The sequence below is a fragment of the Halomonas sp. BC04 genome (genome assembly GCF_000568385.1).
Genome location: NZ_AZQX01000040.1, coordinates 54,475 through 69,643 on the forward strand (window position 1 = coordinate 54,475; position 15,169 = coordinate 69,643).

Sequence of the window (15,169 nt, forward strand, 5' to 3'; positions counted from 1 at the left end):
GGGCCGCGATGCCGGCCCTGGTCAAGCGTCGCCCGCTTCGCTTATCGTCTGGATAACCTCGAAACCCTCGAACTTCGGCGGGCCCAGATAGAGCCCCTCGCGGCGGCTCTGCCCGGCATTGGCGTGGGCGGCGCGGAATGCCTCGGAGTGCGTCCAGGCTTCGAAATCCTCGCGCGATTTCCAGATGGTGTGGGAGGCGTAGAGAACGTGATCCTCCTCCTCGGGGCCGCGCAGCATATGGAACTCGACGAAACCGGGCAGGCCCTGCAGGTGGGTTTCCCGCTCCAGCCAGATCTGTTCGAACTCCTCCACTCTCTCGGGATTGACCCGAAAACGGTTCATGGCGATAAACATGACGGTCGCTCCTTGTGGTCAGGCGGGAATGATTGCCTGGTGACGATGCCAGCTTACTCCAGGGGAGGGCAAGCTGGCCCAGCTGTGCGTGCAACCGCTCGGTGAAATGCAATGCGTTGCGTAATGTAAGACAATAAGCAGGTTAACTATCGACACGCATTCCGCGAGGCGACATGAATTCCACCATCGAACTGCTGAAATCCCACCGCTCAATTCGCAAATTCACCGACCAGAAGATCTCACGCGAGATGCTGCTGGAGCTGATACGAGCCGGCCAGGCTGCCGCGACCTCCAGCCACGTCCAGGCCTACACCCTCATCCACGTGAACGAACCGGCCAATCGCGAGATGATCGCCGAGCTGGCAGGCGGGCAGTCGTACATCGCGACCGCCTCCGACTTCCTGGTGTTCTGCGCCGACATGAAGCGCCCCACCGAGCGTCCGAGCGCACCGGAGCCAACGTGGTCCGCGGCATGACCGAACAGTTGCTGGTGGCCACCGTGGATACCGCGCTCATGGCCCAGAACGTGGCCATTGCCGCCGAATCAGAGGGGCTCGGCATCTGCTACATCGGTGGCATTCGCAACAACCCTCAGGAAATCAGCGACCTGCTCAGGTTACCGGAGCACGTCTACCCGGTGTTCGGCATGTGCCTCGGCTACCCGGCCCATGACCCGGAGGTCAAGCCGCGCCTGCCGGTGGAGGCCATCCTCAAGGAAGACTACTACACCGACGACAGCGAGCTGGTGGCGGCCTTCGACGACGCCATGCAGGCTTACTACGGCAAGCGTCGCGGCGGCAACAAGGACACCAACTGGTCGAAGAACCTGGAGCCGCTGTTCGACAGCAAGCTGCGTGCCCACATGCGCGAGTTCCTGACCAAGCGTGGCTTCGAGATGAAATAGTACCGGGGCAGGTCTCGAGAGGTATCGCGATGACGTGAGGTGTTCAGCCCGGCGGTGGGCCGGACTGAACCGACCTCAGTTGTTGCTGGCCTTGCCAGTCGAGCCTTCCTGGCGATGGGAGTAAGTGGCTGCCTCCGGGTCCTGAATCGTGCTGCAGTTGTTCTCCTCGTCGGCGCGGGCCATCCGCTCGCGCTCGCGCTCCTCGTCGGCCAGGGTGACCCGGGGCAGAACGAGATTGAGGGTAAAGGCGGTAATGGCCGCGACCACGATGGGGGAGCCGCCGACCACGCTCTGTATCCACTCCGGGAGCTGCGCGATCGCTTCGGGCACCTGCGCGATCGCTTCGGGCACCTGCGCGATGCCCAGGCTCAGGGCCAGCGCCAGGCCGACGATGGTCATGTTGCGGGCCGACAGCTCGTCCTTTATCAGCAGCTTGATGCCGGTCATGGTGATCATGCCGAAGACGATGATGGTGGCGCCGCCGAGCACCGGGTAGGGGATGGTCGTCACCAGGGCGCTGAACTTGGGGCTCAACCCGGCCAGCAGCATGAAGCCACCGGCAAGCGCCAGCACGAAGCGGCTGATGACGCGGGTCATCGCCACGATGCCGACGTTCTGGCTGAAGGTGGCGGTGGGCAGGGCGCCGAAGAAGGCGCTCAGGGTGGTGGTCAAGCCATTGCCCAGCAGCCCCCCGGTGAGCTCGCGTGTCTTCAGCTCGCGATTCATGCCCCCCACCGTGGTGGCCGAAAGGTCGCCGATGGTCTGCACGGAATTGATCACGCAGATGATCACCATGGCGATGATGGCCGAGGTGTGGAATTCCAGTTCGAAGGGCATGAACTGGGGCACCGCCACCCACCCGGCATCGGCGACCGCCTCGAAGCTGACCATGCCGAGCAGCAGCGACAGCAAGTAGCCCACGACGATGCCGACGATGATGGCCGAAAGCTTCACCACGCCTCTGGCGAACTGCGATGCGATCAGCACCGTCAGCAGCGTGATGAGGGCCACCAACCAGTTGAGCGGTTCGCCGAAGCCGGGAGCTTCGACGTTGCCGCTACCTGCCATGTAGCGCACGGCAATGTCATACAGCGACAGGCCGATCACCAGCACCACGGTGCCGGCCACCACTGGCGGGAACAGGTGGCGGATGTATTGAATGAAATAGCCCACCACCATCATGCAGATGCCGCCGATCAGCTGCGCGCCGAGGATGCCGGCAAGGCCGTACTGGCCGCCCACGGCGACCAGCGTCGGCACATAGGCGAAGCCCACCCCGAAGATGGCGGGCAGGCGAGCGCCGAACTTCCACACCCCATAGAGCTGGAACAGCGTGCTGACGCCCGACGCCAGCACCGCGATCTGGATCAGCAGGAGTCTCTCTTCCACGCTGGCGCCTACGACGCCGGCAACGATGATGGGCGGTGTGATGACGCCGGCAATCATGGCCAGCACATGCTGAAGCGAGAGGGGCAAGGCCTTGTCCAGGGGCGGCCTGCCGTAAAAGTCAAAGATGGACGTATTGACCTGCTGCTTGGGCATGAGGGCTTCCGATCTGTTCTTGAATTTGTAGTACAGCTGTCAGCTATCGTGTCTACAGTATCTGATAAAATTGTATACTAGAAATATTTTTCACATTAAGCCCAAGGCACGCATGCCTCGCCCGGCGCACTTGCGTCGCTGGCGATAACTCAGGAAGAGGTCGGGATGAGGAGATGTCTATTACGCCGCTGAAGGCTCAGTGGCTGGCCGGGACCAGCCACAGCAGGCCCAGGGTGGAAAACAGGATGGCCGGCACACAGACGATGTGCACCCACTGGTTCACCGGATGACGATGGCTCTCGCCATTGTCATCGAGGAAATGCTGCAGGCTACGCATGGTCACGCCCTCGAATGTTCGCAAGCCTCTGAGTCATTCCCACACTAGCTCGTCAGCGGGCCGCTGCCTTGTATGCGATTGCTATAGGGCGGAAGGAATCCGTCGCTGCCAGGCATATACATCAAGACTCCTTATAATCCTCCAGCGCGAAAGGGTTGAGAAATTGCCTTCCCCATAGAAAGTCACTGTCGACCTGGCTTAAGTCGGCTTCAGCGCACACGGATTCCCACCGTTCCCGGATCGTGGTGAGCTGATGACCAATAATCTCTTCAGCTTGCACTTGAGTGAGGCCAAGTGGCTCCGCCGCTGCCAGGCAGTGGACAAGCTGACTGCGTCTCTCCTGCCCGTGCAGCAGCATCGCTTGGGTGGCTTCGCCCCCCGTTCTCGATTGGGGGCAGATGTCATAAGCCGGCGTCAATCGGTAGGTCTCGCCATCCCAGAAGGCGGCATGATTGCGAGCGTGGTCATCGGTATTACCGCACAGCACATTGAAAACGATGCGGCCGAACAACTCACGCAGCGTTTGTCCGGGCTGGTCGAACTCCGACCGGATAAGATGGCCCAGATTCTCATAGCTGGCATAGCGAGCCATCATTTCATCCAGGCCCAGCAGAGTGAGCGCCGACAGCACGATCCTTCGGGACCAGCCGCTGGCGCTTTTCATTCTGTCAAAGCGTTCCACCAACAGTACATCCTTGCCCAGCGAGCAGGTCATCTCGACAGGGGCTACATCCAGGTCCACGAGCCTGGCGAGTCGCATGGCAACGAATTCCGCCTTTACCACGCTATAGAGGTCGGAGCTGGATGAGAATTTCGCCACCAGCTTGCGGCCCTGGTCATTCAACAGGGCCTTGGGGCGGGCACCGCCGATGCTGCTGCCATGCTGGATGGCTTGGTCCAGAACCGGCGGTAGCGGTTTTCCGGACTCCACATATTCCGACGCCTCCTGCAGTTCCGCCAAGGTAGCGTCCTGTTGTTCGCGGGGTTGGTATTCGGTAGGGGAGAGCTGAAAATCGAGAGCACCGACACGATCCGACCCGGATTCCAGCAAGTAGACCATCTCGCTGTAATCGACCTCGCCTGCACCATTCCCCTTTCGCCCCGTCAGCCGATTGATGATGACGCGACGCCCCCAGGCGTCGGGGGAGTCGTCGCGCAGGCAAGAAGGCAGCGTGCCATCAGTCTGCGCCAGCTCGCCAGGCCGCAGGGGAAGCTCACGAGGAAAGAAGCTGATGGCATCCTCACGAGCGAGATAGCTTCGGCCATAGGCGAATCGGTACCGGCCCCGATCATCGCGTTCCACGAGGCCGGCAGCGACTGGGGAGGTCTGGCCGGGCAGCCAGATCCATACGTAGGCGCGTTGGCTAGAAGTCATCGTCGATGGGTTTATCCTGCTGACGACTGGCGCGCTTGGGTAGCAATGTCAGCCGTTCCAACTGGTTGGCGTGCTCGCGACGCAGCGTGTCGGAGTCATCGGTGAACAGCGACACGCCGACCAGTGCGGCTGCTTCGAAGTAAGTGCCTATGGCCACCTTGGGTGAGCTTTTGGCTACCTGACGCATCGTGACCACGCTAACGCCGACCCGCTCGGCGAGTTCATCGCGGGTCCAGCCCTTGTTTAGCCGCCCCTCCTCGATCAGCCCGGCGAACAGGCGCAGCGAGAGGGTGGCTCTGGGGCTGAGGGTGACGTGTCTCGTTTTCATGCCGAAAGTATAGTTTCGTTTAACTGATTTAGCGATATTTTACTTTCAGCAAATTGGCGTTGAGTGGCTCCTAGGTGGCCTCGTCCTCTTCCGCGACAGGTTCAACGGGCTCGCCATTCTCATCCACCAACTGATGGTCATACGCTGCCTGGATGCCGGTATCTTCCACCTGCTGCGGCTCCTCTTCCGCGTCTTCTGTCCAGTAGTCGATGTGGCCCGGATAAATCGGCGACAGCATCGCCACCAGGATGCCGATCATCGCGAATATGGCAAACCCATCGGCGTACCCCAGTCCATCGACCAGGGCGCCGATGACCGGAGAACCCACCGCCTGACCGAGCGCAACCGCCATGAAGGGCAGTACCGGTCCCATGGATAGCCGACCGGGCAGCAGTCGGATGCCGGTCATGAGATACAGCCCCGTAAGACTCATATAGGCAAGGCCGAAGACCAGCGCGGAGAATATCGCCAGCCCCAGCTGGCCCGGGCTCGCGGCAAGCAACGCCAGGCTCGAGGCCAGCATCATCAACATCAATGCCTGCGTAATGGGCGGGTTATTTCGGTCGGCCAGGTCACTCACCATGGCACCACCCAGGCCGGCAATACCGACCGCGAACCACAGCCAACCGGTGTGGCCGGCAGGCAGGGCGCCGAGGGTAACCGCCAGGTCCGGGGCGAAAAGCCAGTACGGCGCAGCAACGAAACCCATGGCAAAGGCGAACAGCGTGAGCCGGATGAGGCGCGACCACTGCTGTCTGTTGATCGGGGGTGGCGGTGCGGCGTTGGCCGGCATGACGCGTGACACCGAGGGGATGAAGTACCAGGCGGCAACGATCCCGATGCCCGCCAGCACAGCGAACATGGCGTAAGTGAAACGCCATGCATCGGACAGGAACACCACGGTAGGCACCGCCACGATGATGCCGATGCTGGTACCGGCGTTCATGATGGAACTCACGCGGCCGTGCATCGTGCGGCTCACGAGCGCCTGCATAGCGGTGGTCAGTGCCGGCATCATCAAACCGGTGCAGATGCCGCAGATGAACACACCAATACCCAGCGATATCGCATCCGAGGCCAGGCTGATCAGTGCCAGGCCACCGGCACCGAAACAGCTCGAAAGTATCGCTAATACACGAGCACCGAGGCGATCGGCGGCGAGCGGTGCGACCAGTGTGGCGAGCACGAAACTGATAAGCGGCAGCGCCCCGATGATGCCGATCCGATACGGCGTCAGGTCCAGGTCGGTGCTGATGGCGGGGACGAACAGGCCGAAGGCGAAGCGCGCGAGCCCGAAACTGATGGCGATCAGCCCGGCACCAAACAGGGCGAATCCCATGCTCGATAAGGTTCTCATTGGGCCTTGCTCCGGGCCGTTGCCAGCAGGGTGTCGACCAACGTTCGCGTGTCCGCCAGCGCTGTCTGCGCGCCCCACAGGGCCATCGCCGTATTGCAGCCTTCCAGCACCATGAAGAGCTGCCGCGCCAGGCCGGCGTGGTGGTCCAGGCTGTCGCGTGCCACGGCGGATTCGAGGCGTGCCAGCAGGTCGGCCTTGGCGGTCGCCGCCAGGGCATGGAGTTCGTCGCTGTGTGCGGCAAACTCGCCCATCGCCTTGACCAGGATGCAGCCATGCTGGCTGTACTGCTCCAGCCACCGGCCGTGCGCATCGACCAGGGCCAGGGTCACCTGGCCCGGCGACGCGCTGGCTGCCGCCGCATCCAGGCTATCAATGAAGCGCTGATGGCGGGCCTGCAGCACGGTTGCCACCAGGGCCTCCTTGGAGGCGAAGTGGTTGTAGAGCGTCATTCGCACCACCCCGGCCGCCGCCACGATGCGGTCGATGCCGGTGGCATGGAACCCCTGTTCATAGAAGAGCCGCTCGGCGGTGGCGAGCAGCTGGTCGCGCTTGGCGGCTGGCATAGGTGTCCTTTCCTATATAGACCGATCTGTCAAAATATAAGCCCATCTAAGGACAGGGGGCGCGGCGGTGTCAAGCGGCGCTGCCCCAGCCATCGTCTCGAAGAACTCGCTGCAATCGGCCCGGCAGATACCGTTCATTTGAACGGGGAATGCTTCCACTGCGCGCTGGTAAGTTAATGTAATGTGCGCTGCCGCCGGGCAGAGCACGATTCGGCCACCCAACAGGGAGTGCACACGATGACGTTTTCAGCCCTTTCATCCACACGTATCTGTCGGACCGTCAGTCGCATGGGGGCTGGCCTGCTGGTGTCGGTGACGACGCAGGCCAGTGCCAGTGAGCTCGAGGATCGAATGCCCCCGGACATGCTGTTCGAGATCGTGGACCCCGCGTTTTGCATGATGCCCCCGGAAGAAGTCAGCGACGCGGAGCTCATTGCCATGCTCGACAGCGACGACCCGGAGATGGCGCCGCCTATCACCGGTGATTGGGAGCATCAGGGCGAGCGCTGGCGCGCCTACGGTCAGGGTTGGTTCAACGTCAGTGATAGCAGCGGGTTGATTGCCACCACGGAGCTCATCCTGAGAAGCGACGGCGACGAGCTGCAGTATGCCTGCATGGTGCTGTCACCCCATGTGGAGACGGCCATGGTGGAGGGTGAGGCAGCCCTGGTCGGCCCGGAGGTCGAGACCCTGGATGGCGATACCTTCATGGTCGTCGGGCTGCTGGGGGGCCGCCACGACGGTGGGCTTGATCCTCAGGCGGAAGTGTTTGTCGACGCCGGCAGCGTTCACTTCGAACAGGCCGCAGAGGAGGCCCTGGAAGGGCGCCTGGACTTCGCCGGTCGACTGGTCGATCGGCAGGGACAGGCAGGGGAAGGAGCCGAGATGTCCCTGACGCTCGAGGGCGAGTGGGCCCGGGATTCCTCGATGCGGGTCGCCGACTGGAGCCGGGATGACCTGGTGGACGCCTCTGCCCCCACCGTCAGCGAAGAGGAGCTTGCCGAGGTGAAGGCGCTGTTTCTCGACGATATCCGGCTGGAGATCGAGCCGGTCGTGACGCCGGATGGCAGCGATCTCGTTCAGCGCATCGTCTACCGCTACGACTACGACACCTTTGCCTCGCTCTCTGACGACAGCGGCTGGCGCAGCACCCGCGAGCACTTCTTCTACCATGACGGGGAGCGACTGGTGCCCTTCCAGCGCCCCTCCAGCGATATGGACCTGAGCACGTTCTTCGGCGGCCTGCTCGCCCCCGACTTCGTGCTTGACGAGGCATCCGCCGACGACTTCCGTACGCTGCTGATCACCCTGGCCGGTGAAGACTTCTTCGATGAGGAGGACGTCAAGCTGGACAACATCATCAACTTCCGCCCCGACGAGTGGATCTTCTTCACTGGCACCTTCTTCGACCACTACAAGGGTTTTGTGGTCTACACCGACGACGACGGCCAGCCGGAAAAGGTGCTGTATCGACTCAAGCAGCAGCCGGTGTCCTGATCACGGGAGGGATCAGCATCCAACCCGGAGCATGGGTCCAGGCCATCGCGTGACACGGCCGCCGCCAGTGCCTTCCTGAAGGCGAAGTGGTTGTAGAGCGTCATCGTACCGCCACCACGGCTGCCACGATGCGGTCGATGCCGGTGGCGTGGAACCCCTGCTCGTAGAAGAGCCGCTCGGCGGTGGTGAGGAGTGATCGCGCTTGGATACTGGCATGAGTGCCTTCACCTATATAGACTGATCTGTCTAAATATGTCTTGCTGAGTGCAGCGCACCCGGTGCTCTCAAGCGATGCCATATACCGCCCGCTGTCAGGTTAGTCCAGTGGGGCCTCAGGCCTCTGCCTGATGCATTGTTTGATCTTTATCAATAGTTCATTGTAGTTACATGGTTCCATAGTGGCGTCGTGCGTAGGGAAGCCTGCGTACCTGGGTACCCAGAGAGCCGGGAGCTCATCCCTCGCTCTAAAGGAGAACAACAATGTCCTCAGCTCTAGATGTCGACACCTCCGCGGCAGCTGCGCTGCCTGAGCGTATCTCCTCCGGCGTGCCCGGCCTCGACCAGATCCTTGGCGGCGGCCTGATAGCCCGTCGCAGCTACTTGCTTCGCGGTGGTCCCGGGCTGGGAAAAACCACACTCGGCCTCAGTTTTCTCACCGCAGCAGGCGAGGGAGAAAGCACACTCTTCATCGGCTTCCAGGAGCCGGAGGCGGAGCTTCGGTCGAACGCGGCCACCGTCGGTCTCGACACCCGCGGCATCGAGTTCTTGAGCCTGGCACCGACCGAAGAATTCTTCACCGGCTCTCAGACCTACGACGTCTTTGCCGCATCCGATGTCGAGCAGGCGCCGATGGTCGACACCGTCATCGAGGCGGTCGAGCGCATCCAGCCGCAACGGGTGTTCATCGACTCGTTGACGCACCTGCGACTCCTGTCCGCCGACCGCTACCAATTCCGTCAGCAGGTTGTTTCGCTGCTACGGTTTCTCATCGAGCGCGGGTCCACCGCGGTGTTCACCTCCGAGTCGTCCATGGAGAACCCGGATGACGATCTCCAGTTTCTGGCCGATGGCGTTATCAACCTGGAGGCGGGCACATCCAGCCCCACGATCAAGGTCTCGAAGCTCCGCGGTTCAGCGGTCCTGCGCGGCCGGCACGAGTATCGCGTCGATGAGAGCGGCCTACATGTATTCCCGCGCACCGTGCCGCCGGCGCGGCGTATGACGAAGGGGGCCGGCACGGTGCAGTTTCGCAGTGGCAATGCCACCTTCGACAAGATGCTCCATGGCGGCCTCGAGAACGGTACCATCACGCTGATTACTGGCCCCAGCGGGATCGGCAAGTCCACCATGGCAGCCATGACGGCAGCAGCGGCGGCCCATGATGGGTATCGCGCCGGTGTGTTCCAGTTCGAGGAGGAGCTGGACGGTTATCTTCATCGCCTGCGCACGCTCGACGTCGATGTCGATGGTCCGTTGGAATCGGGGCACCTGGCCGTGGAGCAGATCGAGCCGCTGCGCTATCTCGCCGATGAATTCATGGCCAATCTTCTGGCGCGGGTCGAGGTAGAGGACATTGATCTGGTGGTGATCGACAGCGTTACCGGCTTCGATATGGCACTGAACCCGGACGAAGCCGTCCAGCGTCCGCTTCACCTGCTGGCCAAGTCCCTGTCGCGACGGGGTGTCACCGTACTCCTGGTCAACGAGAACCATGCCTTCGGTGAAGAAATCCAGATATCCTCGCGCGACATCAGCCATCTGGCGGACAACGTCATCTTTTTCCGCTACGTCAATGGCGGAAACCGGCTGGAAAAACTCGTTGGTATCCTCAAGAAACGCATGTCGGATTTTGAGCACGAGCAGCGCCGCTTCGCCATTGCACCGGGTGGCTTTCAGGTTGGTGAGCCGGCCAGCGTGACAGCGGGCAGAGAGAAGGGGGGGGAATGACGGCCCCGGCCACGCGGGGCGTCATCCTGATCGTACGTCAGCCAGGCAACGCTCGGGTGCTCGCCGCAGCGACCGAGGAGGCGGGTATGGACGCGGCCCGTGCGTCCACGGCGGGCGAGCTGCAGACGCTCCTGGTTCAACAGGATGGACACTGGGTCGCGCTGGTGGATCCGAGCGGCTTTGGCGAAGCCGTCTGGCCACTGTGTCAGCAACTGCGAGATTGCCGTGTTCCCTTCGTTGTACTTTCGGCCAGCCAGGACTGCGATGCGGGGAACCGCTCGCTGCAGTACGGCGCGGCAAGCGTGCTGCAAAAGCCCGTGGCCAAGGCCGCGTTGCTGAAACTGCTGCAGAGCCTGCATACAGGGGCGACGACGGAGGGTACCCATGGACGAGAAGTATGACGTGAGCGGCTCGGGGTCGCGTGGCCAGGCAGCCGCGACGTGGCGGCCGGTAGCGTCGGAGGGCGCTGGCGACACCGGCGATACTCGCCGCATCCTGTTGCTGATGGAAGGGCGCGGCAATCGCCAGCAGCTCGAAAACCAGCTCTCTGCACGTTATCGCCTGGTCCACCTCGACAGGGGCCAACTCCCGGCCGAAGGCTTCGACCTCGCCATTGCCGACGGACCGGCGCTAAAGCGCTGGCAGGATGAACTGTTTGAAGCCAAGAACGCTCAGCAGCCGGTATTTCTGCCGGTCATGCTGATGCTCCCGCGCGCCGAGCTCCGCAGCCGGGCGAGCCGACTACGCTCCCTCGTTGATGATTTCGTCATCAGCCCGATCGATCGTGCTGAATTCCTCGAACGCGTGGAGATTCTGCTGCGCACTCGCCGCCAGGCCCAGGCCCAGCGCGAGGAACTCGTACGTATCGTCAACTACGACCGCGCGACGAGCCTGCCCAATCGCAACCTCTTCCATGAGCAGGTGCGCACCGCGATGGTAGCGGCGAAGGCGAAAGGGGAGCCGATACATATCGTCGCGGTGCACACGGCGTTCACCAGGGTATTCGAGACGTTTGGCCAGCGCGGCCTCGACCAAGCCGCAGCGGCGTGTACCGAGCGCCTCTGCCATTTGGCCGGAGAGGACGTGGGGCTGGCACGGCTGGGCATAGAGAGCTGGGGCGCCATGCTGCACGACGACGTCTCACCGTTGGACCGGGTCATACCCCTCTGCACTCGTCTGGGTAAGCTGGATCGTCGCTCCATCGAGGTCGGCGGTGAGCCGATCCACCTCAAGGCCCGCACCGGAATTGCCAGCTATCCCCAGGACGGCAACGACGCCGAGGCCGTCATCAATGCCGCCAACATTGCTGCGACTCAGGCGAACGAAGGCGAACCCGCGTTCTATTCGGCGGGCCGGCGCGAGACCATGCTGCACCACCTGCGCACCGAGGCCGCGCTGCATGACGCCCTGGAGCAGGAGCAGTTCGAGCTGTGGTTGCAACCCAAGCTGGCCCTCGCGGACAATCGTGTCGTGGGCGCCGAGGCCCTGATTCGTTGGCGCCTGCCGACCGGCGAGCTGGTCCCGCCCGCCCGGTTCATACCGGTTGCCGAATCCACCGGCTTCATCCGCCGGATCACGCCCTGGGTGCTCGCTACCGCTTGCCGCATCGCCGCCGGCTTGCGTGCGGACGGGGAGCGCAATTTCGTCCTCGCAGTGAACGTCACACCGGCTGATGTCAGCGATGTGGGCTTCGCGACGTGGCTGCAGGCGCTATGCGCTGAGCATGACCTGCCGCCCCAGGCAATCGAGCTCGAGCTCACCGAAACCATGCTTTGCGAGACGAGCGTCGAAACCATCGGGCGCCTGCGCACGCTGCGGGAGGCCGGGTTCGGAATCGCCATCGACGACTTCGGCACCGGCTATTCCTCGCTAGGCTACCTGCAGCAGCTGCCGGTGGACACGCTCAAGATCGACAAGCAGTTCATCGACGGTGTGCCGGGCGTGGAGGGGAGTGACACGGTGCACGTGCGATCATCCACCTGGCACGCGAATTCGGGCTCGAAACCGTGGCCGAGGGCATCGAAAGCGAGGAACAGCTTGCGTACCTGCGCGCCGCTGGCGTGGGCTTGGGGCAGGGCTTTCACATCGCCCGCCCGATGCCGGCTGCCGACTTTGGGGAGTGGTTGGCAAAATGGAAAAAGTATGGCCCGAGGTTTTCAGAGGCGTAGTGCGATGGGTCCGGATATGGCGCTGCGGCTACCCAAGTGAGCCCGCCCTCTGCTGATTCAGCGCACGGCAAGAATGTCCCTTTTTCCTCCCCTTCCGGTTCAGTTTCCTGGGTCAGTCATCAGGCTGGCAAGATCTGGTTGGGTCGATTTGATTTCTTTGGTTGTGATGTAAGTCATGTAGCGATCGATTCCCAACTCCGCTGAAAGCAGCTCTTCCATCACATTCTGAAAGCCGGAAAGGCTGAGAGTCACGACTTTCAAGACGTAATCCATTCCCCCCCCCGTCGCTATGCATTCGACTATCTCGTCCACTTGCTTGATATGAGACTCAAAGCGGTGAAAGTCCGATTTGCGATGTTCCTTGAGCGAAACTGTAACAACTACCTTCGTAACATTGGCGATCTTGTCGATGGCGATGTCTGCATGATATCCCCGTATCAGCCCAGCTTCTTTTAATCGGTTGAAACGGACCCAGCAAGGTGTCGGAGAAAGATTGACAAGTTCTGACAGCTTTGTTTTGCTGAGTTGACCGTGTTGCTGCACTGCGCAAAGGATGCGCATGTCCGCAGAATCAATGGCGATTTTTTTCATTATTCTTGTTCTCCATTGTAATCGACAAAGCAGGAGCGGGTGCAGGAGTGAGGCGAAGCGCTTGCCGGCGCTAGATGTGACGTCTGGAGATCAAGCCGACGAGATGCTGCGATACCAGCAGATGGTATTGGATCAACAATATCATACCTGAATTCGTGAGGCTAGCCATCTTGAGCCCTGTAAGTCATTGATTTAAAGTAAAATATTTGGAATGGTGCCGGTTGCCCAAGGAGTGTCAGGCCTGTTTCATGAATATGCCGGGACTGAATTTGCATGGATCATGGTTTCTGCTGTGTAGACCCGGCGCTTTTCCCTGGCGTCGATCAAAACATCCCTTAACAGCTCTTCGGCACTGGGGTGATAGACCGGCATCGACAGTACCTGCTCTGCCGTCATGCTGTGTGTGATGGCTAGAGCCAGAAGATGCGCCAGGTGCTCGGCCTGGTATCCAAGCAGTTCGGCGCCTAGAATTACGCCAGTTCGCGCCTCCAGGTAGACTTGAATGCGTCCTTCGACCTTGTTCCAAACCACATGCCGAGGCTGGTAAACGGAAGGTCGCCAATGATGATTTCCTGATCTTGAAGCTCCCGAAAGCTCTGTCCGATGATGGCGATCTGAGGATCGGTGAAGAACACCATTAACGGCGGTCTACGATCTACAGGCACCGGGTCTGGATAGTTCAGCGCATTATCGGCGGCGATGCGCCCCTCATCAAAGGCTTCGTGCCACACCGGCAGGTATTCAGCCGCGTCGCCGGCAATAAAAATGGGAGTGTCAGAACAGAGCATCGTCTGCGGATCGAATATCACCTTGCCAGCTTCAGTGAATTCCACGTCTGTATGCTCCATACCCAGTCGGTCGACATTGGAGACCCTCCCTGTGGCGACCAGTACCCTGTCGAACACTTTAGTGACCCGTTGGCCGTTCGACTGTTCAAACTCGATCCAGGCACCTTCGGCGTCTTCCCAGGTGTTCACCACCTGGCCGCTGGGATAGATATCCAGTTCGGTGCCGAGGATATCCAGTGCTTGCTGCTGCATGTCCGGGTGGGTGAGCGCGTTGATCTTTCCGGAACGGCCATAAATTGTCGTCTCGACACCCAGGCGATGGAGAGCCTGCCCCAGTTCCAGTGCAATCACTCCCATACCGATCACCGCTATCGAGCGGGGCAGGTCCTTCAGCTCGAATACCGTATCGCTGGTGAGGACGCGGCCCATTACCGGCTCGAATACGTCGCTGACCGCAGGCCTGGAGCCGCATGCAAGGATGAACTTTTCCGCTTTGACCTCGACGGATTCGCCCACCCTGAGGTGGCCCGGTCCGATAAACCTGGCACGCCCCTCGAGCTTGTGATGGGCCGGAATCTTGTCGACGTAGCGGAGATTGTTGGCGACAAAACGCTCATCTCGCTCTCGGCGCAACCGTTCTAGCACTCTTTGTCCATCCACGCGACCCGAGGCTGTCACGCCGAAAAAATCGCTGGTGACCAGGTGGTGCGCGTAATCGGCAGCGGTGATGAGCAGTTTGCTGGGCATGCAGCCGACCCGTGCGCAGGTGGTGCCATAGGGACCGTCCTGAATCATCACCACGCTATCGGTCTTGCGGCTGATCTTCGAGTAGGCGCCCAGCCCGGAGGTGCCGGCGCCGATGATCGCGTACTCAACATCCATGGTCTTCACATTGGATTCGTTCATGGGGCTCCTCGCATTCTTGGTGGCTGGGCATTGCCGGACTTGCCGCCAGACACCATGAAGACTATTCATGGCCGTTCAAGGGGTAAAGCGATAGTTTCTAAGCGTTTGGCTTATTTTTCGTAATCCATGGGTTGCGACTTGGCAGGCCGCTGCCGCTTTTGGCAGAGGCTGATGCAGCCTCCGGGGATCAACGAAGCGGGTGGCCAGAGTTCACATTAGTCAGGCTAAGCCATCTGCTTAGGAATCGTCGCTTTTCAGTCGTTCCCGGGATCACTTACGATGAGGAAATTCTTAGACAGGAGGCTTATCCATGTCAGCCCATGAGGCAGCCATCAGTTGGCAGAGCGCTCCCCACGCAACCGATGCAAACACATACTCGCGAAATCACTGCGTTACGTTGAATGGTGGTCAAAAAGTTAATGTTTCCGCGTCGGTCGAATTCAAGGGCGATTCAAGCTGCGCAGACCCGGAACAGATGCTGATCAGCTCGGTGTCCAGCTGCCATATGCTGT

General features: G+C 61.2%; 15 protein-coding genes and 2 pseudogenes. 6 read left to right on the plus strand and 11 right to left on the minus strand.

Annotated features, from left to right (window positions below):
* Positions 1–21 precede the first annotated feature (21 nt).
* Positions 22–354: an antibiotic biosynthesis monooxygenase family protein gene (locus Q427_RS03140; RefSeq protein ID WP_043510882.1), complete on the minus strand. Its 333-nt coding sequence runs from the start codon at positions 352–354 to the stop codon at positions 22–24.
* 173 nt (positions 355–527) lie between these two features.
* Here Q427_RS03140 and nfsA point away from each other — a divergent pair.
* Positions 528–1,258, plus strand: a pseudogene (gene nfsA / locus Q427_RS03145) (oxygen-insensitive NADPH nitroreductase).
* Positions 1,259–1,333: 75 nt separating this feature from the next.
* On the opposite strand, the gene Q427_RS03150 reads toward nfsA, so the two are convergent.
* The 6 genes from Q427_RS03150 to Q427_RS03170 all read right to left on the minus strand — a co-directional run bounded on the left by Q427_RS03150 (position 1,334) and on the right by Q427_RS03170 (position 6,760).
* On the minus strand, positions 1,334–2,800 hold the full coding sequence (locus Q427_RS03150) for a uracil-xanthine permease family protein (protein ID WP_051496092.1): 1,467 nt from the start codon (positions 2,798–2,800) through the stop codon (positions 1,334–1,336).
* 196 nt (positions 2,801–2,996) lie between these two features.
* Entirely contained in the window at positions 2,997–3,161 is a 165-nt protein-coding gene (locus Q427_RS29665; RefSeq protein ID WP_231613368.1) for an Mpo1-like protein, read from the minus strand.
* A 97-nt stretch (positions 3,162–3,258) separates the two neighbouring features.
* On the minus strand, positions 3,259–4,512 hold the full coding sequence (locus tag Q427_RS03155; RefSeq protein ID WP_043510885.1) for a type II toxin-antitoxin system HipA family toxin: 1,254 nt from the start codon (positions 4,510–4,512) through the stop codon (positions 3,259–3,261).
* Positions 4,502–4,840, minus strand: a complete 339-nt coding sequence (locus Q427_RS03160; RefSeq protein ID WP_043510887.1) for a helix-turn-helix domain-containing protein — start codon at positions 4,838–4,840, stop codon at positions 4,502–4,504. The genes Q427_RS03155 and Q427_RS03160 overlap by 11 nt, the downstream gene beginning before the upstream one ends.
* Before the next feature lie 70 nt (positions 4,841–4,910).
* On the minus strand, positions 4,911–6,197 hold the full coding sequence (locus Q427_RS03165) for an MFS transporter (protein ID WP_043510889.1): 1,287 nt from the start codon (positions 6,195–6,197) through the stop codon (positions 4,911–4,913).
* A complete protein-coding gene (locus Q427_RS03170; RefSeq protein WP_043510891.1) occupies positions 6,194–6,760 on the minus strand; it encodes a TetR/AcrR family transcriptional regulator in 567 nt (188 codons plus the stop codon). Before Q427_RS03170 ends, Q427_RS03165 begins: the two co-directional genes overlap by 4 nt.
* Positions 6,761–6,997: 237 nt before the next feature.
* On the opposite strand from Q427_RS03170, the gene Q427_RS03175 reads away from it, so the two are divergent.
* On the plus strand, positions 6,998–8,257 hold the full coding sequence (locus Q427_RS03175; protein WP_043510895.1) for a hypothetical protein: 1,260 nt from the start codon (positions 6,998–7,000) through the stop codon (positions 8,255–8,257).
* A gap of 100 nt (positions 8,258–8,357) precedes the next feature.
* On the opposite strand, the gene Q427_RS36675 is transcribed toward Q427_RS03175, so the two are convergent.
* Positions 8,358–8,555 carry a TetR family transcriptional regulator gene (locus Q427_RS36675; protein WP_043510898.1) on the minus strand — a complete coding sequence of 66 codons (198 nt, stop codon included), beginning with the start codon at positions 8,553–8,555 and terminating at the stop codon, positions 8,358–8,360.
* Between the two features lie 182 nt (positions 8,556–8,737).
* Between Q427_RS36675 and Q427_RS03185 the strand changes: the two genes are divergently transcribed.
* Genes Q427_RS03185 through Q427_RS03195 form a run of 3 tightly spaced genes read left to right on the plus strand, consistent with a single transcriptional unit; the run spans position 8,738 to position 12,412 of the window.
* On the plus strand, positions 8,738–10,204 hold the full coding sequence (locus Q427_RS03185; protein ID WP_043510899.1) for an ATPase domain-containing protein: 1,467 nt from the start codon (positions 8,738–8,740) through the stop codon (positions 10,202–10,204).
* Entirely contained in the window at positions 10,201–10,605 is a 405-nt protein-coding gene (locus Q427_RS03190) for a response regulator (RefSeq protein ID WP_043510901.1), read from the plus strand. The genes Q427_RS03185 and Q427_RS03190 overlap by 4 nt, the downstream gene beginning before the upstream one ends.
* The gene (locus Q427_RS03195) at positions 10,589–12,412 is read left to right on the plus strand and encodes a putative bifunctional diguanylate cyclase/phosphodiesterase (RefSeq protein WP_197030488.1); all 1,824 of its coding nucleotides are present in this window, start codon (positions 10,589–10,591) and stop codon (positions 12,410–12,412) included. Before Q427_RS03190 ends, Q427_RS03195 begins: the two co-directional genes overlap by 17 nt.
* 59 nt (positions 12,413–12,471) lie before the next feature.
* Here Q427_RS03195 and Q427_RS03200 read toward each other — a convergent pair whose 3' ends face one another.
* The 3 genes from Q427_RS03200 to Q427_RS03205 form a co-directional block, all read right to left on the minus strand.
* Positions 12,472–12,963, minus strand: a complete 492-nt coding sequence (locus Q427_RS03200) for an Lrp/AsnC family transcriptional regulator (RefSeq protein WP_043510902.1) — start codon at positions 12,961–12,963, stop codon at positions 12,472–12,474.
* Between the two features lie 246 nt (positions 12,964–13,209).
* Positions 13,210–13,494, minus strand: coding sequence for a hypothetical protein (locus tag Q427_RS36680; protein WP_081785789.1), 285 nt, complete (start codon positions 13,492–13,494; stop codon positions 13,210–13,212).
* Complete coding sequence (locus Q427_RS03205) at positions 13,434–14,657, minus strand: dihydrolipoyl dehydrogenase (RefSeq protein WP_051496093.1); 1,224 nt, start codon at positions 14,655–14,657, stop codon at positions 13,434–13,436. Before Q427_RS03205 ends, Q427_RS36680 begins: the two co-directional genes overlap by 61 nt.
* A gap of 310 nt (positions 14,658–14,967) precedes the next feature.
* On the opposite strand from Q427_RS03205, the pseudogene Q427_RS33205 reads away from it, so the two are divergent.
* Positions 14,968–15,169 (plus strand): annotated as a pseudogene (locus tag Q427_RS33205) (OsmC family protein); the annotation flags it as partial.

Excerpts from the sequence above, each read along its gene's own strand:
- Q427_RS36675 (WP_043510898.1), bottom strand. The coding sequence starts at position 8,555 with ATGGCATCGCTTGAGAGCACCGGGTGCGCTGCACTCAGCAAGACATAT.
- Q427_RS03185 (WP_043510899.1), top strand. The coding sequence starts at position 8,738 with ATGTCCTCAGCTCTAGATGTCGACACCTCCGCGGCAGCTGCGCTGCCT.
- Q427_RS03195 (WP_197030488.1), top strand. The coding sequence starts at position 10,589 with ATGGACGAGAAGTATGACGTGAGCGGCTCGGGGTCGCGTGGCCAGGCA.
- Q427_RS03205 (WP_051496093.1), bottom strand. The coding sequence starts at position 14,657 with ATGAACGAATCCAATGTGAAGACCATGGATGTTGAGTACGCGATCATC.
- Q427_RS03190 (WP_043510901.1), top strand. The coding sequence starts at position 10,201 with ATGACGGCCCCGGCCACGCGGGGCGTCATCCTGATCGTACGTCAGCCA.
- Q427_RS03160 (WP_043510887.1), bottom strand. The coding sequence starts at position 4,840 with ATGAAAACGAGACACGTCACCCTCAGCCCCAGAGCCACCCTCTCGCTG.
- Q427_RS03170 (WP_043510891.1), bottom strand. The coding sequence starts at position 6,760 with ATGCCAGCCGCCAAGCGCGACCAGCTGCTCGCCACCGCCGAGCGGCTC.
- Q427_RS03175 (WP_043510895.1), top strand. The coding sequence starts at position 6,998 with ATGACGTTTTCAGCCCTTTCATCCACACGTATCTGTCGGACCGTCAGT.
- Q427_RS03155 (WP_043510885.1), bottom strand. The coding sequence starts at position 4,512 with ATGACTTCTAGCCAACGCGCCTACGTATGGATCTGGCTGCCCGGCCAG.
- Q427_RS03165 (WP_043510889.1), bottom strand. The coding sequence starts at position 6,197 with ATGAGAACCTTATCGAGCATGGGATTCGCCCTGTTTGGTGCCGGGCTG.
- Q427_RS03140 (WP_043510882.1), bottom strand. The coding sequence starts at position 354 with ATGTTTATCGCCATGAACCGTTTTCGGGTCAATCCCGAGAGAGTGGAG.
- Q427_RS03150 (WP_051496092.1), bottom strand. The coding sequence starts at position 2,800 with ATGCCCAAGCAGCAGGTCAATACGTCCATCTTTGACTTTTACGGCAGG.
- Q427_RS03200 (WP_043510902.1), bottom strand. The coding sequence starts at position 12,963 with ATGAAAAAAATCGCCATTGATTCTGCGGACATGCGCATCCTTTGCGCA.